Source organism: Proteus hauseri ATCC 700826 (assembly GCF_001654965.1).
GTDB classification, from domain to species: Bacteria; Pseudomonadota; Gammaproteobacteria; order Enterobacterales; family Enterobacteriaceae; genus Proteus; species Proteus hauseri.
The window spans coordinates 37,941-62,003 of the sequence record NZ_LXEV01000012.1 but is presented as its reverse complement, the minus strand read 5'-3'; the positions used below and the strand labels follow the sequence as shown (position 1 = coordinate 62,003).

The window sequence follows — 24,063 nt, the reverse complement described above, 5'->3', positions numbered from 1 at the left end:
CTTGTGCTTGGCGTTGTTGTTCTTCGGCTTGTGCCGCTTCTCGTACTTGCCGCTGTGCTTCTTCTTGCGCCAAACGTTGTTGTTCTTCTTTCTCTTGCTCAATATTCTCTTCTTTACTACGCCCAAACCCGAGCCACGAGAAAAAACCTTTTTTTTCTTTTGCCATTAGCTACTAAACTCCTCGCACTAAATCATGGCGCGATACATTGACGATATTGAAAATAATAATGAAGTCTATCATTTGATCATGGATAAACGCATCTTTTATACGAATTTTATGGTAAATTATTGCGGATTAAATTAAGGGGTGTTGCCAATATATCTGCAACAACACATTCCCTATTCAATAACACATCCCTAAAGATACATTTAAATTATATAAATCAGAAAAATATGGTCAAAAAACCGCAAAAATCACCGATGGGACAAATCAGAATAATCGGGGGTAAATGGCGTGGTCGTAAACTTCCTGTTCTTGATAGCCAAGGGCTACGACCCACAACAGACAGAGTTAAAGAAACTCTCTTTAATTGGCTAATGCCAGTTATTCAAGACGCACGTTGTCTTGACTGTTTTGCTGGCAGTGGTGGATTAGGCATAGAAGCACTTTCTCGTTACGCCAAAGAAACAACTTTTATCGAATATGAACGCAATGTTGCTCAACAAATAACGGCTAATCTCGCACTATTAAATGCTGAAAATGGCAAGGTTATCCAAGACAGCGCATTATCTTGGCTTGCTAAACAAGGTACCGCTTATAATGTTGTCTTTCTTGATCCCCCGTTTCATAAAGGTATGTTGTCAGAAACTATTCAGTTATTAGAAAATAACGGCTGGTTAGCTGAAGATTGCTATATTTATGTAGAAGAAGAGATAAAAGCAAATACTTATACTCTTCCAACTCATTGGACATTACATCGAGAAAAGATCGCAGGGCAAGTCGCATATCGCCTTTATATTCGTAGTTTATCTGCTTAATTTTTTATGGAGCTGTTATGTTAATCTTTTTTGGCCGATTTTTAATGGTCGGCGTTTGGGGTTTTCTATTTTTAAATATTGTTTCCCCATTTCCTAAGCCACTAAAATATTTTATGGATATCGCTTTAATTTTTATGGTGATAATGCACGGACTACAAATTGTCATGTATAAAGCGGGCCAGCCAAAAGATCAAAAACCCTCGGCAGCATTACAATGTCGAATTTTCTTTTTTGGTATCTTTGAACTACTAAAAATACAAAAACAGCTACGCCAAGAATACGAAGACAAACAAAAAAATAAACATAAACCGTCATAACAATATTGTTATTTTCTGGGGTATTAATCGTCGAGATTTACCCCAAAAATAACCAATCGCTCTATACTAGCCGTTACTTTTCACTATTTTCGTCAGGCATATCTGTTTCAAATTGCACAAAACGGCTTCCTTGCATAAATAAACGTCCTTTCATTTCAGGCTCGATATTGTCATAAGTGGCTTTATCTACACGTAAAATTAAATCGTTACGAGAATCTGTCGTTAAACGAAACGTTACCTGATAGTAATAAACCGTTTCAGGGCCATTAACATCATTTTCTCTTGAGCGGCGATCATTTGCCGGAAGTGTTTGCTTCTTAACAACTTCCACCATATAAAGCTTTACGGGAGCATTATCATCACTCATTCGTTGCTTTCTTTGTTCAAGAAAACGATATGTTGCTGATGCAATAATAATGATCAATACCGCAATACCTATCATTCCAGCTTTATTCATTACATTAATTCCTATGGTCTGCATTGGGTAAATGCGCTGAGCCTTTATATTATTTTAATTGATTAACCAGTTTCGTCATTAATCGCTATTCTTAAATAATGCTTTCTGTTATGAATAATAAAACAGTTCTGAATATAAGGAAGATATTATGAGTTGGCCTTTTCTCGCCGTATTATTCTCAGGATGGCTTTATATCGACGCTGCATATCGAGGCCCTAATTGGCAACGTTGGTTATTCCGTCCTATCACATTACTACTTTTATTACTTTGGGCATGGCAAGTACCTGAACACTCTATTAACAGCTATCTTATCGTTGGTGCATTACTCGCCACGCTACTTTCTGATTTATTGAGAATGTTTGAAGGTAAGTATTTACTACCGTCCATCGCACTGGTTTTCCTAAGTTATATTCTTTATCTTGTTAGTTTTGCAATACCGTTACAGATTTCGTTTTATCTTCCTTTACTCGGATTTGTCATTATTTTTGCTATCGTGATATTAGCAATAGTTTGGACTAAACTCGATAAACTGGCTATTCCTGCCACATTGACCTTATTAGCTGCCTTAGCCATGTTTTGGGTTGCGGGTGAAAAATTCTTCTTCTTAAGTAACGACTACAACTTATCCATAATGATAGGTTCGTTTTTGTTAGTGGTTGCTTACTCCGTTTGGTTGATTAACCGTTTTCGCTTCTCTTTCTCTGCCTCTAAAGGCTTAGTAAGCGCCTGTTATTTCATTGGTCACTTCTTTATTGTTAGAGCGCTATTTCTTTAATTCATTTCCCTTTGTTTCTGGTAACAAGAGAAACAAAGGGAATAATTTATCGACAAAATTAGCACTTTTTGCCAATTTATTCACCGTATTAGTCTTGACTCTGGACTCTACTCCAAGCTGTAAAGTGCTCCTAAATCATTAGACTTTACTTCTCGTTGAACAAGGAGAGCCAGTTATGACTAAACACGCTCATCAACACGATAACCATAAACATACTGACGCTTGCTGCTCAAATTCTCATTGCTCTGGTACTTCTGAGAATAGTGCACACTCACATACTGAAAGTGCGCATTCCCATGCCAAAATCGATAAAAGCGATCCCGAATGCGAGGATGAGCACCAAGGTCACGAGCATAACCACGACCATAGTCATGATGGACATAACCATTCTGATGGTCGCTGTGATATCAATGCCCCTGTTTCAAATACAGAGCCAGAAAAAATAGGACAACAGCGTTTTAGTTGGAAAGTACAAGGTATGGATTGCCCAAGCTGCGCTCAGAAAATTGAAACTGCAGCGCTTAAAGTTATGGGAGTCAAACAAGCTAAAGTCCTTTTTGCTACAGAAAAACTGGTCGTTGATGCAGACAGTGATTTACGACCACAAGTCATCGCGGCTATCAAAAGTGCTGGGTTTGAGTTATTTGATCTCACCTCACCCAACGCTAAAAGCGCACCAAAACAAAGTCTACTGAAAGAAAGCTCATTCGTTATTATTTTAGCTTTGTTAATGGCAATAAGCTGGGGTGTGGAATTTATTGATCCTCAAGCTGGCCGTGTTGCCTTTATTACTACAACCTTGATTGGTTTATTCCCCATTGTGAAAAAGTCTCTACAGCTTATTCGCAGTGGTACACCGTTTGCTATTGAAACATTAATGAGTGTCGCAGCAATTGGTGCACTCTTTATTAATGCGACTGAAGAAGCAGCAATGGTTATTTTGCTGTTTATGATTGGTGAAATGCTTGAATCTTACGCCGCAGGTCGCGCTCGTCGTGGTGTTAGTGCGTTAATGGCATTAGTACCCGAAGAAGCTATTTTGGTTAAAGATGGCAAAAAACAAACCGTTTCAGTCTCTAAATTACGCCCTGGCGATATTATCGAAATTGCCCCTGGCTCACGTTTACCTACCGATGCTGAGTTAGTCAGTGCTTTTGCTAGTTTTGATGAAAGCGCATTAACCGGTGAATCAGTACCTGTTGAACGCTTACAAGGTGAAAAAGTCGCCGCAGGCTGTTTATCGGTTGATCGTTCAGTGCAGATGAAAGTGGTATCTGAACAAGGACAAAATGCCATTGACCGTATTTTACAACTGATTGAAGAAGCTGAAGAACGCAGAGCGCCTATCGAGCGCTTTATCGACCGTTTTAGCCGTTACTACACGCCTCTTATCATGTTGTTTGCAGCATTAGTCATTGTTGTACCGCCACTATTATTTGCTCAGCCTTGGGAAACATGGGTTTATCGCGGATTAACCTTATTACTAATCGGTTGTCCTTGTGCGTTAGTTATTTCAACCCCAGCGGCGATTACCTCCGCTTTAGCAGCTGCTACAAAGCGAGGCGCATTAATCAAAGGTGGAGCAGCACTAGAGCAATTAGGCACGGTAAATACTATCGCCTTAGATAAAACGGGAACATTAACTGAAGGGAAACCACAAGTCACAGATGTTATAGCTGAAAATGGTTTTGATAAAAAACAGCTGCTCACTTTAGCATCTTCAGTTGAAGTCGGTTCTCATCACCCATTAGCAAAAGCTATTATCAATAAAGCTCAAGAAAATGGGGTAGTTGTAGTTGAAGCTGAAAATCGTAAGGCCTTAGCCGGTAAAGGGATTGAAGGCTATTTAAACAACCAACACATTTTAGTCAGCGCGCCTTCACAGTTGAAAGAAGCATCTCTTTCATCACAATGGCAACAAGAGATTGCACGCCTTGAAGATGAAGGCAAAACAGTAGTCGTGGTATTAAAAGATGATCAGCTCATTGGCGCGATTGCCATGCAAGACACCTTGCGTAGCGATGCTATTGAATCAATGAAGTTATTGAAATCGATGAATATCAATGCGGTGATGTTAACAGGTGATAATCCAAGAGCCGCAGCCGCAATTGCACAAAAACTGGGGATGGATTTCCGCGCTGGATTACTGCCAGAAGATAAAGTCACGGCAGTAATGGAAATCAGTAAAACACACAACACCATGATGGTGGGTGACGGAATTAATGATGCTCCAGCAATGAAAGCGGCAACCATTGGTGTAGCGATGGGAAGCGGCACCGATGTAGCACTTGAAACAGCAGATGCAGCATTAACCCACAACCGCTTAACTGGATTACCAGAAATTATTCAGTTATCTCGCGCAACCCGCAAAATTATTCGTGAAAACATCACTATCGCACTTGGATTAAAAGCGGTGTTCTTAGTGACCAGTTTATTAGGAATAACGGGGCTTTGGGTGGCAGTATTAGCGGATTCAGGTGCAACAGCGTTAGTTACTGCCAATGCGGTGAGATTATTAAACGTTAAATTAAAATCATCATCTCAAAACTAAATGAGATTTAAAAAATAAAAGCAAAACCCAACCCTTAAAGATTATTAGGGGTTGGGTTATTTTTTATCTTCATTGTTACTCAAAAAGCATCGTAACACCTATAAACCACTGTCTTTTTTACGAATAAGATAACGGTAAGGCGCTGATTCAATTTCTTGATTTAATAAATCATGCTCCATAAAACGGCAAAAACCTGGGATATCACGCACAGTAGCAGGATCGTCAGCGATAACTAATAATGTCTCACCTAACGCCATATTTCTTATGGTTTTACGCACTAACATCACCGGTTCAGGACAGCGTAATCCCAACGTATCGAGAGTTTTCGTTGCATCATCAAATTGGGCATTCATTCTATTAACCATTTGTTCTTTCACTTACAGATAGCGTTATTATATCGCGCTTTAACGCTGACATCACGATGCATTACGACAAAGACATTTTGCCGTAAACTTTGCTTTTGTTGCGCAACGGGCGTATTATGCGCTCCCACTCCATTGAGAGTGGATAATGAATGTCTTATTGGGTTCCCTCACCCCAATCTCTAAAAAGGTACAATTTATGTATTTGTTTACTCCCCGCCAAAAAGCGGTGGCACTGCTATGGCTTTCTTTGTTTCACATCTTGATAATTACCTCTAGTAATTATCTAGTGCAATTACCTATCTCCATTTTTGGCTTCCATACCACTTGGGGCGCATTTACATTTCCGTTTATTTTTCTGGCTACAGATTTAACGGTTCGTATTTATGGTGCACCACTTGCTCGGCGTATTATCACTGCTGTTATGCTGCCTGCATTAGCCATTTCTTATCTTATTTCTACCCTCTTCTTTCAAGGAAGTTGGCAAGGTTTTGCCTCATTAGGTGACTTTAATTTAATGGTAGCAAGAATTGCGACAGCAAGCTTTATGGCGTATGTATTAGGCCAGATTATGGATGTCTCGGTATTTAACCGTTTAAGACAACAACAAAAATGGTGGGTAGCGCCAAGTGCCGCAATGTTTTTTGGTAATTTGCTCGACACGCTCGCATTTTTCTTTATCGCTTTTTATCGCAGTACTGATGCTTTTATGGCCGCTAATTGGATTGAAATTGCATTAGTTGACTATGTCTTTAAGCTTACGATTTGCATGCTCTTTTTCTTGCCTGCTTATGGTGTATTGCTTAATTTCCTTTTGCGTTATTTTTTCTCTCAAGAAAAACAAAAGCAAGATTATGCTGAAATCAGCTCATAATCTGTCCTATCTCGCAAAATAATAATGATATCAATGTCATTATTCCCCAATAAAGCTTCATAACTCAACTTTATGAAGCTTTACTCCGATATTGTTATTTATTTTGTCTTCTTATCGGTAGAAAATGTTTTATTTCATAATTAATCGCATGATAAGTTAAGCAGCTTCTAATTTATTGTTTAAATATAGCAATGCACTTTTTGGCTTGTGTTAATATAAATATTATTAATTATTTTCAATGAAATATTTTATTCGGTGATTAAACTGATACTGTATTCCTAAATTATCTTCTCTTAATGACGTTTACTGGGATGACAATTCCCACCATAAGGATTTTTTACTCTCTTTTACGAATAGTAGGAGTCTATTATGTTAAAAGTTATTCAATCTCCAGCAAAATATATCCAAGGCCCCGATGCGCTGTACCATATAGGTAAATACACTAAACCCTTCGGCGATAGAGCATTAATTATTGCTGATAAATTTGTCATGGATCTCGTTGGTAGTACCGTAAAAGACAGTATGTCTCAATATGAGGTAAACGGGCATTTTGAACTGTTTAATGGTGAATGCACACACAACGAAATAAATCGGTTAGTTGAATTAGCAAAAAGCCAAGCATCTCAAGTAATCATTGGTGTTGGCGGCGGTAAAACTCTTGATACCGCTAAAGCAGTCGCGTTTAAATGCCATACTCCTGTTGTTATCTCCCCCACTATTGCATCAACAGATGCCCCCACCAGCGCACTGTCTGTTATCTACACTGAGTTAGGTGCTTTTGATAGTTATCTGCTTTACCCAACCAATCCTGACGTTGTTGTTATGGATACAAACATTATTGCAGCAGCACCTGCGCGTTTGCTGGTGGCAGGTATGGGCGATGCGTTAGCGACTTACTTTGAAGCAAGAGCTTGTAGTCAGGCTCAAAAACAGACAATGGCGGGTGGAAAATCAACATTAGCGGCATTAGCGCTCGCAGAGCTTTGCTACAACACATTGCTTGAGGATGGTTATAAAGCCAAACTGGCTGTTAGCCGAGGTGTTTGCACAACCGCAGTAGAAAATATTATCGAAGCCAATACATTTTTAAGTGGTATTGGTTTTGAAAGTGCAGGTTTAGCGGCGGCTCATGCAATTCATAATGGATTTACTGCTCTTGAAGAGTGTCATTCAATGTATCATGGCGAAAAAGTTGCCTTTGGTACATTAGTACAATTGGTATTAGAAAATAGTCCACTTGAAGAGTTAGAAGAATTTCTCGATTTCTGCATATTAGTAGGTTTACCCGTCACACTCGAAGAACTTGGTGTTACTGCTATCGGTGATGAACTTAATGAAAAGATCATGGCTGTTGCAGAACTGAGCTGTGCTGAAGGTGAAACTATTTATAATATGCCATTTGATATTGATTCAGATAAAGTTTATGCCGCTATTCTTACCGCAGACCAACTAGGACGGGAATGGCTTTATTAAAAAAGTCTGAGTAAATAGGGAGTTTAGTCCTCCCTATTTATGCTTACAATACAAAGGGGCTTTATGGTCAGTATCGTATTAGTTTCAAAGAGTCTTACACTCGCAAATGGTATCAAAGAACTCGTTAATCAAACGGTAGAACATCAAGTTAATTTAACTGTTGCGACAAACTATCAAACACCTTCAGATCTTGTTAACGAGGTCACGCCTGAAACCATATTGTACGCCATAAAAGAAGCCTACAACGATGATGGTGTCCTTGTTTTACTCGATACTTATCATTCAGCACATAATGCAGCCCTTGCGATAGCTAACCTTGAATATGATATCGCCGCACACGTTTCGTTATGTTCAGCACCGATAGTTGAAGGAACCCTTGCTGCGGCAAGTAGTATCTCTTTAGGGGCCTCTCTTGAAGAAGCCAAAAGAGAAGCGCACAAAACCATTTCAGTAAAAAAACTACTATTAGGCGAAAACATACCAGACTTCACTATTTTCCCTAAAAACACCAACTATGAACCCGTGAGATCAATTACTGCACCTGTTTGGCTTTATCCCTATAATCGTTTTGTTATCCCAAGAAAAAAACTTTATCCACATCTATTACTAGAAGAACAAAAACGTCTTATTAACGTAATAGAACAATCTAAAAGAGATATTGATTGGCTAACGGAAGAGGTACATAGAAAATTAGGTGAGCAATACACACATATTTTTTCGAGCCATCGTTTTTTACTTGAAAATACAGAGTTACAGCTCACAGTTTGCAGCATGATCAACAAATATCACTGTAACGCCGAGTTTGCATTACAACAAACTTTCATCGATTTAATAGATACTTACGCACAAATGGATGATGATAATATGCGTGCACGTGAAAGTGATTTAGATGATATTCTCTCCCGCATGTTACGCTATTTAACCTCGTCCCCACCGCCTTTAACTCAGCCCCCGTATCCAAATGTAATTTTAGTCACTAAACAACTCCACCCATCAACATTAATGACATTAGAACCCAATCGAATTAAAGGTATTTTATTAAGCCACGGAAACCCATTATCGAACACCACCTTATTAGCCAACGCATTAGATATTCCTATTATTAATGGCGCTGGAAAATCAGCACTTACACTTACCAATGGGCAAAATATTACACTCAAAAAAATACAGAATATGTGGCTATATCAGAATAGTTATATTTCTCATTAAAATAACTGACTATTAAAATAGCTAGTTATTAAAAGTAGCTAGCTGTTAATTTAATAATTAATAACAACATTTTTTATTTACTATCAATAATTCTATCTCAATATATTATTTATAAGTCTATTTATTAAAATAATAAAAAAGGGAATAAAAGATCCTCTTTTATTCCCAGTAGCTTGTTACCTTCGTAATCAACAACTTTATTATTATATAATCGGCGTTCTTTATAGTGCTCTTGCTAGTAAACTAATCGGGTGCTCACATTTTTTCGTGGTAGACATCTCAATTTGCCATTTACAGGTTTCGCAGTCTGTTATAACTAAATCACAACCACTTTCTTCGATTTGACGAAATAACCCCGCACCAATACCTTGAGCGACATCGTAATTTTCAGATTTAAAACCATAGGTTCCTGCGATACCACAGCATTGAGAATCTAATACAATGACTTCAACACCCGGAATACGTTTGATTAAATCAATGGAATAGGCTGTCCAACCCATTTTCTCCATATGACAAGGCGTATGATAGACCACTTTTAACGGCGTATTTTTTAACGGTAACTCACGACCTTGTTCTAATAAGCGATAAATGTAACGCGTTGCCAGCTCAATATTTTCGCGTACCTTTGAGGTATCAATATCAAGGATATGCTCATATTCATCACGAATAGTAAATGTACAAGTTGAAGAAGTAGCGACAACCGGAATATTGTTTTCAACAATTTTCTCAGTTAATGACTCTAAATTTACTGTCGCTTGTTTTTTCGCTTGTTTAACAAAACCATTAGCGATTAACGCAACACCACAACATTTTTCGCGTTTTAATAACTGAACCCCAATCTCCATTTTATTAAACACCTTAACCAAGTCTTTCCCTAATTGAGGGTGGTTGTAATTTGCGTAACAACCATGAAAAAAAGCGACTTGTTCTTTAAAGCGTTCTTGTTCTTTTACTTGTTTTTTCATCCATGTTCTGAATGTACCAAATGAATATTTTGGTAATTCACGACGATGGTCTATTTTAAGTGCCTTATCCAAGATATGGCGAACGGGTTTTAGCCCTGTAATGGTATTAACTATCGGCGCTAATGGCGTTGAAAGTGTCCCCATTAAATCGGTGTGACTTAAAATAGCATCACGCAGCTTAGGCTTTTTAGGATTATAGTTCAGCTTCGCACGTGAAATGATATCGCCAATTTTCACATCAGAAGGACACGCCACTTCACAGCGTTTACAATTGGTACAATATTTTAATGCTTCATCATAAAGCATTGGATCTTTTAAGCGTAAACGCTCACCATCTGGGCCTGCTTGTTTTGGGCCTGGATAAAGTGGATTAACTTTTGCAACCGGGCAATAGGTGGTGCAAACCGTACATTTGATGCAACTTTCGAAACTGGTATCGTGTAAACTCATAGTGCTGCCTCCACAACCGCAGATGTGGTCTGTTCTGTCTTATCCTGCTGTAAAATTTGTTGTGCTGCATACAGCGCGCTAATCATCGAAACACCGGCGCCACAACCTTCATTTAATGGATCAAACCCACCTAACACTGCACCAACAGCATAGACATTATCGAGAACTTCACCATATTTTATCGGTCTTAATTGACTGTCAGTATCAACACCAAATCGCATATAAGGTTGTTTTGCAAAAACATTAACCTGCGTCCATTCATTACGAGGTAATGTTTCTAGCATATCCAGTTCCATTAATGGCTCATAAACACGGTCAAATTCCGCGATCAAACCATTATTAAAGAAACTACCTGTCGCCAACACAATATGATCACTACGGATAGGAATATCGGTGTGGTTACGAGTATGAATTCCCACAACTTTGTTGCCGACTAAATCCACTTCTTGAGCACGATCACCCGGCATAATTAAGCCACCTGCTTTTTGAAAACGCAGTTTTAACGCTTGATGTAAGCGAATACCTAATAGTGAAGGTGGCAGAGTGGGTAATAAGCTAATAGGTTTACCGACTAGTTCTTGTAATAAATTTACGGGTTCTTCAGCATCTAGTCCAATACACGCTGGTAAAATAATGGCTTCAACGTGCTCATCAATCTGCTTAATTAGCTCTTGTGCCAATAGTTTTGTATTTTCAGGTTTATCTAAATAACGCGCAATATTAACTGCTCTAAATTCACTTGGGTTATCGCGTAATGTGTCTAATAACGGCAAATGAATATGATAAGGGATAGCTTCAATACCTTGCTCATTTAACGTGCTGCTAGCGAATTGTGGTTGGAAATCTAAAAAGCCTTCAATACCAACAACAGCAACTTTTTTCCATGCTAATGGCTGAGTAACACCATGTGTCGGTACGCGGGCTGGACTTAACCAGCTCATTCTTGAGCGCCCTACTGGCGTAATGCGATAATGGTTTTCATCACCATTACCTTGGTAAGCAAGGCCATGAGTGCTAGATAATAATGCTTGAGCTTGTTCAATAAAGGTCACAACATTGGATTCACCCATACGACTATAAGGGTGTTTTGGTGCTAGTTGCGCAAGCGCTGCTAATGCTTTTTTCGGTTGTGTGACTTCGGTACCATCAGGAAGATGAGTTAATAAATCAAGTGAACCAGATGAGAAATGCAGCGCGCTTTGTCCATTACTAATAATGGCGCAAGATTTACCTGCCTCAGCAAGACGAATGCCCGCAGTTAGCCCAGCAAGTCCACTTCCTATAATCACTACATCAAATTTCATCATCTGCCTCCGCTGACACTGTACTTTCAATCATATCGGCATCTAAACCGCATAATCCTTGATATACCCAACTAGTAAATTCACTTTCACGCAAGGCATTTCCCCAAGCAATTGGTCGAATGCCTTTCCAGCGCTCATTTAAGAAATGTGCCAGTTGTTGCTCTGATTGATGAGGGGTAGTAACTTGTAAACGATTAAGTAATCCCGCAGCACGGCAAGCACAAAGTTCACCTTGGCAGGTTCCCATACCCACACGGGTACGACGACGAAGATCAAGTAAATTATTGACGGTTAAAGAATTAACAGCATAACGTACTTCACCTGCGGTGACCGCTTCACATTCACAAACCAAACTTTTATCGATACGTTCGCTACTAAGTAATTTGTTAGCTAAATCACCGTGACGATATACCGCTGAGCCGCGAATAGGTGCAGGTAAAGAAACCACACTACGCAACGCTTGTTCTGCGGATTGGCGAGAACCCGGCAATGCTTCTTCAGCAGTAGTACATTTTGCTGAAATGTTTAACTTCTCACAGATTTTATCTGTTGCCCATTCAGCCATTAAGCGGTAAGTCATTAATTTACCACCTGTAATAGTGATAAACCCTTCTAAACCATCACGCTTAGCGTGGTCAAGTAATACAATACCGCGACTAACATTACGACCAGATGGATCATCATCGCTCGCCACTAAAGGTCGAACACCCGCGTAAGCACGTAAAATACGTGTTTGCGCTAATTTAGGTGCTAACATTGAACCTTCACGGATCAAAATATCGACTTCTTCTGGCGTCACATACATATTGTCGATTTGATCATAAGGCACACGGGTTGATGTTGTACCGATTAATGAAATCGTGTCACCAGGAACTAAAATGTCGGCATCAGCAGGCTTACGACAACGGTTGATCACCATATTGTTGATACGATGACCTAAAATTAACAGCGCCCCTTTTGCAGGAAACATGCGCACTTTTAAATCACCATATTCTGCGATTTTTTGTCCCCAAATCCCGCCAGCATTAGCGACTATTTGAGCACGGATTTCATACATATTTTTTGCTTGATGATCGTAAACGCGTACACCTTTAACTCGATCACCTTCACGAATAAGCCCCATGACTTCATGATAAGTCAGTACTTTAGCGCCGTGTTCACGGGCATCAAGCATATTAGCGGCCGTTAAACGAAATGGGTCAACAGTGCCATCAGGAACACGAACTGCACCAATCAAGTTGGGATTTACTGATGGCTCTAAACGAATAGCTTCTTCGGGTGAAATCGCTTGAGCATCAATCCCTGCCGCTTGGCAAGATTGAATAAAGGTTTGCTGAAATTCTAATGAATCTTCAGGTAAAGTGATAAACAGGCCATCCGTTTTTTCAACGCAGTGACGAGCAACCCGTTTTAAAATCATGTTTTCTTCTATGCACTCTCGTGCAGATTCAGGATCAGTCACAGCATAACGCGCTCCGCTGTGTAACAACCCGTGGTTTCGACCGGTTGCACCGGTTGCGATATCGTGTCTTTCCAGTAGGATACAGCGTAATCCACGGCGAGCACAGTCTCTTGCCATGCCTGCGCCTGTAGCGCCACCACCTATAATAATGACATCAGTTTCTGTTACTGGTGAACCGCTCATCATAAAGATGCCCTCTCACATTGCATTCAGCAAACGCTAATTATTCTTTAACGTTAATTATAGTGTATAAGATACACAAAAAATGTGGTTAATGTTTGATAATGAGCAAAAACGAAAGAGAAACGCTCACGAGGGAAAAATTAAAACCACAAGTGTGATACTAATCACAAATAATTTAACAAAATCTATTTCATAAAGTTAACATATCACTCAAAATCATCCATCTTGAAAATTTTTTCGACAACTGAGCAATACCTCACAGTAAATTTGATTGTATAAGTTTACTATTAAGTTCGTTAAAGAAAATTTTTTGATAACTTCGCTGTTCGTTTTGTCATTATTTAATGTCAACATATTAAAATAAAGCCATCGGAGGCTAATATGTTAAGTCTGTTTAGACCTGCGCCACATACTGCGCGTTTGCCAAAAGAGCAGATAGATCCTGTCTATCGTCGTTTACGTTGGCAGATCTTTATGGGGATTTTCTTTGGTTACGCTGCTTATTACTTAGTAAGAAAAAACTTTGCATTAGCAATGCCTTACCTCGTAGAACAAGGATTCTCTAAAGGAGATCTGGGTTTCGCTTTATCAGGTATCTCCATTGCTTATGGCTTCTCCAAATTTATTATGGGGTCGTTTTCTGACCGAGCTAACCCTCGTTACTTCTTACCCGCAGGTCTTATTTTAGCATCATTAGTCATGCTATTTATGGGCTTCGTGCCGTGGGCAACTTCGAGCATTATGGTTATGTTCGTTCTGTTGTTCCTTTGTGGTTGGTTCCAAGGTATGGGTTGGCCTCCTTGTGGACGTACCATGGTTCACTGGTGGTCACAGAAAGAGCGTGGCGGTATCGTTTCTATCTGGAACTGTGCGCATAATGTCGGCGGTGGTTTACCTCCATTACTGTTCTTATTAGGTATGGCATGGTTTAACGACTGGAAAGCGGCATTATATATGCCAGCTATAGCTGCTATTTTAGTGGCAATGATTGCATTCGCATTAATGCGCGATACCCCGCAATCTTGTGGTTTACCGTCTATCGAAGAGTATAAAAACGACTACCCACCAGATTATAAAGAAACTGACGAACAAGAACTGACTGCAAAAGAAATCTTCATGAAGTATGTTTTCCCTAACAAACTTCTGTGGATGATTGCTATCGCTAACGTGTTCGTTTACTTACTGCGTTACGGTGTTCTTGACTGGTCACCAACTTATCTGCGTGAAGTAAAACACTTCGCAATGGATAAATCATCATGGGCTTACTTCTTATACGAATACGCAGGTATTCCGGGCACATTATTGTGTGGTTGGATGTCGGATAAAGTATTCCGAGGCAACCGTGGTGCGACGGGTGTATTCTTCATGACCTTAGTTACTATCGCCACTATCGTATTCTGGATGAACCCAGCAGGTAACCCAAATATTGATATGGCATGTATGTTGATTATCGGTTTCTTAATCTACGGCCCTGTTATGTTAATCGGTTTGCATGCTCTTGAGCTTGCACCGAAGAAAGCAGCAGGTACAGCAGCAGGCTTTACGGGGCTATTTGGCTACTTAGGTGGTTCTGTTGCGGCAAGTGCTGTCGTAGGTTACACCGTTGACTACTTCGGCTGGGATGGCGGCTTTATGGTCATGATCGGCGGTAGCGCACTGTCTGTCGTATTATTACTTGTCGTGATGGTTACAGAAACCAAACACAAACGCGAAATGCTTCAGAAGTACGAATAATCACAAATGACAATGATGACATTCAATACATCTCATCGTTAAAACTAAGCCACATCTGCTGTCAGATGTGGCTTTTTTATTATCAACTGTACATAACCTCACTGTACCTAGAATTAAAATGGAGCAGCTTTATGAGTACATCTTTAAAACCCGTAGTTGCAGGCATTCTTTTAACTCTATCTTTAAGTGCTATCGCACAAGCAGCAAGTGATAAAGTGGTTATCGCTCACCGTGGTGCGAGTGGTTATTTACCTGAGCATACACTACCCGCTAAAGCGTTAGCCTATGCTCAAGGTGCTGACTATCTCGAACAAGATTTAGTCATGACAAAAGATAACGAACTGGTCGTCTTACATGATCACTATCTAGACCGTGTTACTGATGTTGCTGAACGTTACCCTGATCGCGCAAGAAAAGATGGTCGCTATTATGCTATCGACTTTACACTTGAAGAAATTAAAGGATTGAAATTTACTGAAGGCTTCGACATTGTTGACGGTAAAAAAGTCCAAAGTTATCCAAATCGTTTCCCTATGGGTAAATCCGATTTTCGTGTACATACTTTCCAAGAAGAAATTGAGTTTATTCAAGGCCTAAACAAATCTACTGGCCAAGATATTGGTATTTATCCTGAAATTAAAGCGCCGTGGTTCCATGAGCAAGAAGGAAAAGATATCACCACAAAAGTACTCGAAGTGCTTAAAGAGTATGGCTATACCCAAAAGAGCGATAATGTCTATTTACAATCTTTTGATGCAAACGATTTAAAACGTATCAAAACAGAGTTAATGCCTAAAATGGGTATGGACTTAAAACTTGTTCAACTTATTGCCTATACTGATTGGAACGAAACCTACGAGAAACAACCTGATGGCACATGGACTAACTACAGCTATGAGTGGATGTTTAAACCCGGTGCAATGAAAGAAGTCGCAAAATACGCTGATGGTATTGGCCCTGATTATCATATGTTAGTCGAAGACAGCTCAACGCCAGATAAAATCACCTTAACCGGTATGGCGGCGGATGCTCATGCTAATAAATTAACGATTCATCCATTTACTGTTCGTATCGATAAACTCCCTAAATATGCCAAAGATGGTGATCAGCTTTATGACATCATCTATAACCAAGCGGGGGCAGAAGGTGTATTTACTGATTTCCCTGATTTAGGTGTGAAGTTCTTACAAAAACAATCCCAGAAATAAAATTTCCTTTTTATCCTACTCCTTTTTATAAGGGGTAGGATCTTTGCGCCCATTCTGATTGTATATTGCTTTATTTTTGTCTAATTTATCCTCTATTATTGTTTAAAATAAAAATAATGATGTTTTACCATTAACCCGCGAGTGCCATTCTCACTACGCTATCGCTACTATTTTATTTATTTTCTATAAAGGAAAGGGATCACGATGACAATAACCTTAATTGTATTGGTTATTCTGGCAATCATTATTATTGGCTGGGGTATCTCAATTTATAACCGTCTTATTACGACGCGTAATCAGGTAAATAATCAATTTGCCAATATCGATGTAATACTCAAACAACGAGTAGACCAAATTCCACAATTGATCACCGTTGCTGAAAAAGCAATGGAACATGAAAAAGGATTATTTCTTTCATTAAGTGATGCGCGACAAAACTATTTCCGAGCCAAAAATATTAATGAAAAAGTGAGTGCATCCAATGAAATGGATAATGCATTACGTAGTATTATTGCGATAGCTGAAAATTATCCAACACTAATTTCGGGTGAGCAATTAACACAAATTCAAATCGCACTAAGTGAAGTAGAAAATAAAATTGCTCAACGTCGAGAAGGCTTTAATGATGCCACGACCAATTATAATACTGCGATAGAGCTCTTTCCTGACAGCATTATTGCTAATTTCTTTCACTTTGAGCCAATGCAATTACTTGAAATCCCCAAAGAAGAAATGAAATTTGAAGGCATTAAGTTTAAATAACATCATTAAGGATAGATGATTGTGATCAGCTATTTTTTTATTGGTTGTGCTGTGGGTGCATTAATTTATTTTTTACGCTCAAGAAGTACCAAAAAAAAGAAAGGCAGCCTGATTATTATTCCGTTCTTGGGAATCGCATTTATGGCTGGAAACTATATCTTCTTTTCTCGAGATAATAATTTTTATCCTATTGGAAGTTCTTCCAGCATTCATATTATTTCCTATATTGCATTTGCGGTTATTTTACTTTTTGCCCATGTTATCTCACTTCATATCACTAATATTGGCGAAAAAGCGGTTAAAAACTATCACCAATTACAAAATGATGGCGAGTCTAAATTTACAGCGCTTATCAACACAGTATTTATTAGTTTATTACTACTGTGTTTAACCTTCGGCTTTTTTATTGATCAACGATTGTTCTTTTTAAGTTTCGTTTTAATGTTCGTTTACCAATTTATGAAAAGAACACCTGAAAAGCGCTTTCTACGATTTCAAAAAATTCTCGCTACATCAAAAATTCGTTCTGTTGCTATTGGATTGGTTGAAATCGAAGGAAAAATTACCGCAGGTGAAACGCTAAAAAGCTGTTTAGGCAACAAAGCGTGCTATGGATATTTTTATTATGAATATAATGTTTCTAAAGATAAAGAAGGTAAAAAAAGTTACCACCAAACCCATAACGAGAATAAAATAAATAACTTTACGATGACCGACGATACCGGCTCTATTGAGGTTTTAGCCGCTGATAACCCTTTTATTCATTTGGGTATCGAACCGCATAAAGATTTTGAAGCAGGAAATAAACGCTATAAAGAGTATTTGATTGAACCTAATACTGATTATCTTCTAATAGGCAATGCTGAATCTATTAATGGTAAGGTTGTTATCACCTGCAAACCTCCTCATTATCTGTTAGGTTTATCTCCCTCAGACTATGTTACTCGTTGGAATAACGCGCGCCCTTTCCGTCGTAATTTATCAATAACCGTTGTTATCGCGCTACTGGTTATTGCCACTATTATCATCACCCCAATAGATTATAGAGATGGCTTGTTAACCTTCTATTTTAACAATATCTCATTTTAGGTAACTAACACTATGGAATGGCTTATTTTTATTATATTTATACTCACACTGGTTTATTTTTTAATCCGTCAGTTAGTGACTATTTATAATAATATGGTGATGCTAAAAAACAATTGCTATAAGGCATTTGCAAATATCGATGTTCTACTAAAGAAACAAGTTGATCTCTTACCAATGCTGACTGTTATTGCACAAAAAGCAATGGAACATGAAAAAAGTATTTTTGAATCACTGGCTACAAGTCGAAACAACTATATTAATGCGACATCGTTAAATACAAAAATAGATTCTGCTAATACACTTTTCCCACAACTAAAACAGTCGATATTAATTGCAGAACGTTATCCTGAGTTAATAAGTGGTAAAACCTTAATGACATTACAGTGCCAAGCAAAAGCATTAGAAGATTGTATTGCAGATCGGCGTGAGTTTTTTAATCAATCAGCCACTCTCTATAATACTGAAATACATATATTTCCTAATCTATTGTTTGCTTTTGTTTTTAAGTTTCAAGATATTCCGCTATTTTACCCTAATAGGGAGATAGACTAATGTTAACCATTCCCTTTTCACTTTTCGGTTTAACTGACTGGATCCTCAGTTTTGACGCTGCCGTAAGCATTATTATGTTTGCGACTTTTGGTGTTCTTTTTTCACTTTTTATCATTTTGCCGCTAATGAGCATAACACCATTAAAAAAATACACGATGCAAGTAACCGGTGCGTTATTTAGCTCTATCTTTATTAGTCTAATGATTTTAATTAGTTTACATTTAGTGCTTGGTGTTAATTCATCAATAAAATTATTACTTGTTTGGTGGGTAATTTTATTCTCTAGCTTAATTTTTTGGTTTGTTAATTTTAAATATATAAAAGAGGTTACTGGGAATAAGTTTTCTCAAATTAAAGAAAAAGCACAAGAGCTTGAAGCTAAAAAAAAGAAAAAATAAATTTTATATTGCCAACGATTTGTTATGTAATACCCAGAGAACAAAGTTATTCTCTGGGTTAGCCGTTCATAAAATAGCTCGACTCACTTTATGCGCGGTAGACCGGAAAAGCAATGACATCACTTAAGTGCTCCACACCTAACGCCAACATAATTAAGCGATCTACTCCCAACGCAACACCAGAACATTCTGGCAGACCTGCTTTAAGGGCAGCTAAAAAACGTTCATCGATAGGCTGCTCAGGTAGCCCCATTGCAACACGCTTACGATTATCACGCTCAAAACGATGGCGCTGTTCTTGTGCGTCTGTCAGTTCACGGAACCCATTAGCAAGTTCGACACCTTTGAAATAGACCTCAAAACGCTCTGCAACTCGATGATCTTCAGAGCTGATTTCAGCTAATGAAGCTTGCGATGCAGGGAAATGATAAATAAAAGTCGGTTTCTCAAGGCCAATATGAGGTTCAACCCCAGAAACAAAGAGAAGTTGAAGTAACGTATCTTTATCTTCTTCTGTATCGGCAATATTTGATAAATCTAATTTTGCCGCCACTTCACGTAGTTTTTCTTTATCCGCAGATAATGGGTCGATATCAAGATAACGTAAAAAAGCTTGTTGATAAGAAAGCGATTCAGAGGCCTCGCAATCTAATACTTCCTGTAACAAATCATCAACTTCATTTATTAACCGGTACATATCAAAACAAGGACGATACCACTCTAGCATCGTAAATTCCGGATTGTGATATCTACCGGCTTCCTCGTTACGGAAGCAACGCCCCATTTGGTAAATAGGACCACTATTTGCAGCAAGCAAACGTTTCATATGATATTCAGGGCTTGTCATCAAATAAAGCTTTAACCCCTGAGACGCACCGGGGCCGACAAAGGTAGTTTCAAAGGGGAAAAGATGAATATCGGTAACGGTAGCCTGACTCATCATTGGTGTTTCAACTTCTAACACACCACGATCAGCAAAAAAACGCCTGATATTACTGACTATTTTTGCCTTTTTCAGTAAATTGGCGATTGAGGCGCTTGGCTGCCAATCCGCTATTTCACTCATGAACAGAAAACTCCAAAAGAAAATGAAGCGAGCAGTTTACTCGCATCTGATCCAACAGACAAATTTCTCCCCCAAAAGGGGTCGCTGATCTTTTATAGCAGGTCATAAACTAAAGAAGCAAATACGCAGAAACACATAAGATAAATAAATGTAACTCTACAAAACATCTACTTTTTCGTAGGGCTACTCGATAAATTTAGCAAAAACAGCGCGTTTAGATGCCCAATTATCTACTCATTTATTATATTATTTATGGCTGAAGTAAATTGTAATAATTCTTTTTCTCAATTACGGATAACAAAAAACTAACACTATTCTTATATTTAAATAGATATTTTTCTCTCGCCTTTAAACTTAATTTAATATTTAAAATGACACATTTGGATTGGTACTATAAAAATTAAGAAATATTATTAATATTTTATTAACAATTAACAAGACAAATCGATTTGTTTTAGATAAATCGTAAAAAATTTATTTTAACTTTAAGCCTAATTTTTTATTTTATTATATTAAGCATCAATTAAGTAAAAATATTTCTTCTTTAAAATCAATTAATAATAAAAAAACATTGTCAATTACAATTAAACTTATCTATACTTTAAAAACAGATTTTTCATTACAATTAATTTTTTCATTTTAGAAAAATATATTTTATTTTATCTTCAAGTTTATCTGGCGTCTTATTATCTAAACCCAGAATTCTTGGTGTGGATCACACTTTTTTTGCGAAATACGGGAAAACCATCATTCATATCAAATTTCGGTGCCCAACATTTCGTTATACTAAAATTACAGTCAATGATAATAAAGATGTTATCAAGCGTAGTCACAAGGCAGTGAAACAATTTAGTTACGGATAGCTTAAAAAAATAGCATTACTAATTAATAATGTCAGTGAATTGAATTCTAGACAATTATTCCAATTTTCACTTGAACAATGGAGAAGCGCAGTGCAAACCTTTAATGCCGATATAGCGATAATCGGAGCCGGGGGCGCAGGCTTACGAGCAGCAATAGCTGCAGCGGAAGCGAATCCTCAACTGAAAATTGCTCTGATCTCAAAAGTATACCCAATGCGTAGCCATACCGTGGCTGCAGAAGGCGGATCAGCAGCAGTGACTCAGGCTCACGACTCCTATGACTTCCACTTCAATGATACCGTTTCTGGCGGTGACTGGTTGTGTGAACAGGATGTCGTTGATTACTTCGTTGAGCATTGTCCAACAGAGATGACTCAACTAGAACTCTGGGGCTGTCCTTGGAGCCGTAAAGAAGACGGGTCAGTTAACGTCCGACGTTTTGGTGGGATGAAAATCGAACGGACTTGGTTCGCAGCCGATAAAACCGGCTTCCACATGCTACATACTCTCTTCCAAACGTCTTTAAAATATCCACAAATTCAACGTTTTGATGAACACTTTGTTCTCGATATTCTCGTCGATGAAGGTCATGCACGTGGCGTTGTTGCTATTAATATGATGGAAGGGACGAAAGTTCAAATTCGTGCTAATTCAATCATTATGGCAACAGGTGGTGCAGGACGTGTTTATCGTTTCAATACCAATGGCGGTATTGTAACGGGTGATGGTATGGGGATTGCTTTACGTCATGGCGTTCCACTGCGTGATATGGAATTCGTTCAATATCACCCAACAGGCTTACCTGGCTCGGGTATCCTGATGACTGAAGGTTGTCGTGGTGAAGGTGGTATTCTGGTTAATAAAGATGGCTATCGCTATCTGCAAGACTACGGCCTAGGCCCAGAAACACCATTAGGTAAACCAGAAAACAAATATATGGAATTAGGTCCACGCGATAAAGTTTCTCAAGCATTCTGGCATGAGTGGCGCGCAGGCCGTACCATTAAAACTCACCGTGGTGATGTTGTTCATTTGGACTTACGTCATTTAGGTGCGAAAAAACTGCACGAGCGTCTGCCATTTATCTGTGAGCTAGCAAAAGCTTATGTCGGTGTTGATCCAGTTAACGAACCAATCCCTGTTCGTCCTACTGCGCACTACACTATGGGTGGTATCGAAACCAACCAACGTACAGAAACGCGTATTAAAGGCCTGTTTGCCGTAGGTGAATGTTCATCTGTTGGTTTACACGGTGCTAACCGTTTAGGTTCTAACTCACTGGCTGAACTGGTTGTATTTGGTCGCCTTGCGGGTGAAGAAGCCGTACGTTGTGCTCAAGAAGCAACACCAGCAAATGCATCAGCACTTGATGCACAAACTCGTGACATCGAAGAAAACCTTAAAAAGCTGATGAACCAAAAAGGGACTGAAAGCTGGTCACAAATTCGCGATGAAATGGGTGAGTCAATGGAAGAAGGTTGCGGTATTTACCGTACACCAGAATTGATGCAAAAAACCGTTGATAAACTGGCTGAATTAAAAGAACGTTTCAAACATGTTGAAATTAAAGACACCAGTAGCGTCTTTAATACTGATTTACTTTACAAAATCGAGCTTGGCTTTGGTTTAGATGTCGCTGAATGTATGGCTCACTCAGCAATCAATCGTAAAGAATCCCGTGGTGCACACCAACGTTTAGACGAAGGTTGTACCGAGCGTGATGATGTGAACTTCCTAAAACATACTCTGGCGTTCTATAACCCAGAAGGTGCACCTCGCTTAGAATATAGCGATGTGAAGATCACTAAATCCGCCCCTGCGAAACGTGTGTATGGTGGTGAGGCTACTGCACAAGACAAGCAGAACAAGGAGAAAGCGAATGGCTGATGACATGAAGCACATTAAAATGGAAGTCATGCGCTATAACCCTGAAGTTGACGATGCGCCATATTTCGTCACTTATGATGTCCCTTATGATGAGCAAACCTCATTACTGGATGCATTGGGTTATATTAAAGACAATTTAGCGCCTGATCTTTCTTACCGTTGGTCTTGCCGTATGGCGATTTGTGGCTCTTGCGGCATGATGGTCAACAAGGTACCTAAACTGGCGTGTAAAACGTTCGTTCGTGAATACCCAGATGGTGTAAGAATTGAAGCACTTGGTAACTTCCCAGTGGAACGTGACCTTGTTGTTGATATGACTCACTTTATTGAGAGCTTAGAAGCGATCAAACCTTACATTTTAGGTAATGATCGTAAGCCTTCAGAAGGTCCTAATAAACAGACACCTGCGCAAATGGCAAAATACCACCAGTTCTCTGGTTGTATTAACTGCGGCCTTTGCTATGCAGCCTGTCCTCAGTTTGGTTTAAACCCTGAGTTTATTGGCCCAGCAGCGATTACTTTGGCACAACGTTACAATACAGATAGTCGCGACCATGGGGCAAAAGAACGTATGCCTCAGTTAAATGGTGAGAACGGTGTCTGGTCTTGTACCTTTGTTGGCTACTGTTCTGAAGTCTGTCCAAAACATGTGGATCCTGCTGCTGCTATTCAGCAGGGTAAAGCAGCCAGTGCGCAAGACTTTGTCATTGCAATGCTGAAACCACGTTAAGGAGGAAACAAGACATGACAACAAAACGTAAGCCTTATGTTCGTGGTATGCAGCCAAGCTGGTGGACGAAACTGGGATTCTATCGTTTCTATATCACCCGTGAAGGTACTTGCCTTCCACAACTTTGGTTCAGTCTGGTTGTACTGTTCGGTGTATTTGCACTGAAAAATGGACCTGAAAGTTGGGCAGGATTTGTTACATTCCTGAGTAACCCAATCGTCTTTATTATTAATATAGTGACCTTAGTAGCAACGCTTTTCCACACGGCGACTTGGTTTAAACTCGCGCCTAAAGCCGTTGTCATCGTAGTAAAAGATGAAAAAATGCCACAAGAACCTATCGTTCGTGGTTTATGGGGTCTCACTATCGTTGTTACTGCCGTTATTCTGGCAGTAGCGCTGATTTAACCCAGGA

Annotated in this window: 22 protein-coding genes; 16 read left to right on the top strand and 6 right to left on the bottom strand. The window is 39.0% G+C overall.

The genetic code is table 11. The annotated features are described in order from the left end of the window. Positions 1–393 precede the first annotated feature (393 nt). Both rsmD and M997_RS03935 read left to right on the top strand, forming a co-directional pair. On the top strand, positions 394–978 hold the full coding sequence (gene rsmD, locus M997_RS03940) for a 16S rRNA (guanine(966)-N(2))-methyltransferase (RefSeq protein ID WP_064718814.1): 585 nt from the start codon (positions 394–396) through the stop codon (positions 976–978). A gap of 17 nt (positions 979–995) precedes the next feature. Then, on the top strand, positions 996–1,295 hold the full coding sequence (locus M997_RS03935; protein ID WP_064718813.1) for a DUF1145 family protein: 300 nt from the start codon (positions 996–998) through the stop codon (positions 1,293–1,295). Positions 1,296–1,368: 73 nt separating this feature from the next. On the opposite strand, the gene M997_RS03930 is transcribed toward M997_RS03935, so the two are convergent. After that, the gene (locus M997_RS03930; RefSeq protein ID WP_064718812.1) at positions 1,369–1,752 is read right to left on the bottom strand and encodes a DUF2500 family protein; all 384 of its coding nucleotides are present in this window, start codon (positions 1,750–1,752) and stop codon (positions 1,369–1,371) included. A 148-nt stretch (positions 1,753–1,900) separates the two neighbouring features. On the opposite strand from M997_RS03930, the gene M997_RS03925 reads away from it, so the two are divergent. Both M997_RS03925 and M997_RS03920 read left to right on the top strand, forming a co-directional pair. After that, positions 1,901–2,527 carry a lysoplasmalogenase gene (locus M997_RS03925; protein WP_064718811.1) on the top strand — a complete coding sequence of 209 codons (627 nt, stop codon included), beginning with the start codon at positions 1,901–1,903 and terminating at the stop codon, positions 2,525–2,527. Between the two features lie 175 nt (positions 2,528–2,702). Next, the gene (locus tag M997_RS03920) at positions 2,703–5,078 is read left to right on the top strand and encodes a zinc/cadmium/mercury/lead-transporting ATPase (RefSeq protein WP_064718810.1); all 2,376 of its coding nucleotides are present in this window, start codon (positions 2,703–2,705) and stop codon (positions 5,076–5,078) included. Positions 5,079–5,176: 98 nt separating this feature from the next. Here M997_RS03920 and tusA read toward each other — a convergent pair whose 3' ends face one another. After that, positions 5,177–5,431, bottom strand: coding sequence for a sulfurtransferase TusA (gene tusA / locus M997_RS03915; RefSeq protein ID WP_064718809.1), 255 nt, complete (start codon positions 5,429–5,431; stop codon positions 5,177–5,179). Positions 5,432–5,639: 208 nt separating this feature from the next. On the opposite strand from tusA, the gene M997_RS03910 reads away from it, so the two are divergent. The 3 genes from M997_RS03910 (at position 5,640) to M997_RS03900 (ending at position 8,996) form a co-directional block, all read left to right on the top strand. Then, on the top strand, positions 5,640–6,314 hold the full coding sequence (locus tag M997_RS03910; RefSeq protein ID WP_064718808.1) for a 7-cyano-7-deazaguanine/7-aminomethyl-7-deazaguanine transporter: 675 nt from the start codon (positions 5,640–5,642) through the stop codon (positions 6,312–6,314). 369 nt (positions 6,315–6,683) lie between these two features. Beyond that, complete coding sequence (locus M997_RS03905; RefSeq protein WP_064718807.1) at positions 6,684–7,787, top strand: glycerol dehydrogenase; 1,104 nt, start codon at positions 6,684–6,686, stop codon at positions 7,785–7,787. A 63-nt stretch (positions 7,788–7,850) separates the two neighbouring features. Continuing rightward, entirely contained in the window at positions 7,851–8,996 is a 1,146-nt protein-coding gene (locus M997_RS03900; RefSeq protein WP_064718806.1) for a phosphoenolpyruvate-utilizing N-terminal domain-containing protein, read from the top strand. A gap of 221 nt (positions 8,997–9,217) precedes the next feature. On the opposite strand, the gene glpC is transcribed toward M997_RS03900, so the two are convergent. Genes glpC through glpA form a run of 3 tightly spaced genes read right to left on the bottom strand, consistent with a single transcriptional unit; the run spans position 9,218 to position 13,363 of the window. Then, positions 9,218–10,411: an anaerobic glycerol-3-phosphate dehydrogenase subunit GlpC gene (glpC, locus tag M997_RS03895; RefSeq protein ID WP_064718805.1), complete on the bottom strand. Its 1,194-nt coding sequence runs from the start codon at positions 10,409–10,411 to the stop codon at positions 9,218–9,220. Continuing rightward, on the bottom strand, positions 10,408–11,715 hold the full coding sequence (glpB, locus tag M997_RS03890) for a glycerol-3-phosphate dehydrogenase subunit GlpB (RefSeq protein WP_064718804.1): 1,308 nt from the start codon (positions 11,713–11,715) through the stop codon (positions 10,408–10,410). The genes glpC and glpB overlap by 4 nt, the downstream gene beginning before the upstream one ends. After that, complete coding sequence (gene glpA, locus M997_RS03885) at positions 11,705–13,363, bottom strand: anaerobic glycerol-3-phosphate dehydrogenase subunit A (protein ID WP_192876389.1); 1,659 nt, start codon at positions 13,361–13,363, stop codon at positions 11,705–11,707. The genes glpB and glpA overlap by 11 nt, the downstream gene beginning before the upstream one ends. A 378-nt stretch (positions 13,364–13,741) precedes the next feature. Between glpA and glpT the strand changes: the two genes are divergently transcribed. From glpT to M997_RS03855, 6 genes are all read left to right on the top strand, one after another. After that, positions 13,742–15,094, top strand: coding sequence for a glycerol-3-phosphate transporter (gene glpT, locus M997_RS03880; RefSeq protein ID WP_064718803.1), 1,353 nt, complete (start codon positions 13,742–13,744; stop codon positions 15,092–15,094). Between the two features lie 131 nt (positions 15,095–15,225). After that, entirely contained in the window at positions 15,226–16,302 is a 1,077-nt protein-coding gene (gene glpQ, locus M997_RS03875; RefSeq protein ID WP_064718802.1) for a glycerophosphodiester phosphodiesterase, read from the top strand. Between the two features lie 204 nt (positions 16,303–16,506). Further along, the gene (locus M997_RS03870) at positions 16,507–17,064 is read left to right on the top strand and encodes a LemA family protein (protein ID WP_064718801.1); all 558 of its coding nucleotides are present in this window, start codon (positions 16,507–16,509) and stop codon (positions 17,062–17,064) included. 21 nt (positions 17,065–17,085) lie between these two features. Continuing rightward, positions 17,086–18,153, top strand: a complete 1,068-nt coding sequence (locus M997_RS03865) for a hypothetical protein (RefSeq protein ID WP_109406177.1) — start codon at positions 17,086–17,088, stop codon at positions 18,151–18,153. A gap of 12 nt (positions 18,154–18,165) precedes the next feature. Continuing rightward, a complete protein-coding gene (locus M997_RS03860) occupies positions 18,166–18,705 on the top strand; it encodes a LemA family protein (RefSeq protein WP_064718799.1) in 540 nt (179 codons plus the stop codon). Beyond that, positions 18,705–19,103, top strand: a complete 399-nt coding sequence (locus M997_RS03855) for a hypothetical protein (protein ID WP_064718798.1) — start codon at positions 18,705–18,707, stop codon at positions 19,101–19,103. Before M997_RS03860 ends, M997_RS03855 begins: the two co-directional genes overlap by 1 nt. Positions 19,104–19,191: 88 nt before the next feature. Here the strand turns inward: M997_RS03855 and epmA are convergent, their stop codons facing one another. Continuing rightward, positions 19,192–20,169, bottom strand: a complete 978-nt coding sequence (gene epmA / locus M997_RS03850) for an elongation factor P--(R)-beta-lysine ligase (RefSeq protein ID WP_064718797.1) — start codon at positions 20,167–20,169, stop codon at positions 19,192–19,194. A 953-nt stretch (positions 20,170–21,122) separates the two neighbouring features. Between epmA and frdA the strand changes: the two genes are divergently transcribed. From frdA to frdC, 3 genes are read left to right on the top strand one after another with little or no spacing between them, the layout of a single operon-like run. After that, positions 21,123–22,919, top strand: coding sequence for a fumarate reductase (quinol) flavoprotein subunit (frdA, locus tag M997_RS03845; RefSeq protein WP_064718796.1), 1,797 nt, complete (start codon positions 21,123–21,125; stop codon positions 22,917–22,919). Then, positions 22,912–23,649: a succinate dehydrogenase/fumarate reductase iron-sulfur subunit gene (locus M997_RS03840; RefSeq protein WP_064718795.1), complete on the top strand. Its 738-nt coding sequence runs from the start codon at positions 22,912–22,914 to the stop codon at positions 23,647–23,649. The genes frdA and M997_RS03840 overlap by 8 nt, the downstream gene beginning before the upstream one ends. Positions 23,650–23,663: 14 nt before the next feature. After that, the gene (gene frdC / locus M997_RS03835) at positions 23,664–24,056 is read left to right on the top strand and encodes a fumarate reductase subunit FrdC (RefSeq protein WP_064718794.1); all 393 of its coding nucleotides are present in this window, start codon (positions 23,664–23,666) and stop codon (positions 24,054–24,056) included. Positions 24,057–24,063 lie beyond the last annotated feature (7 nt).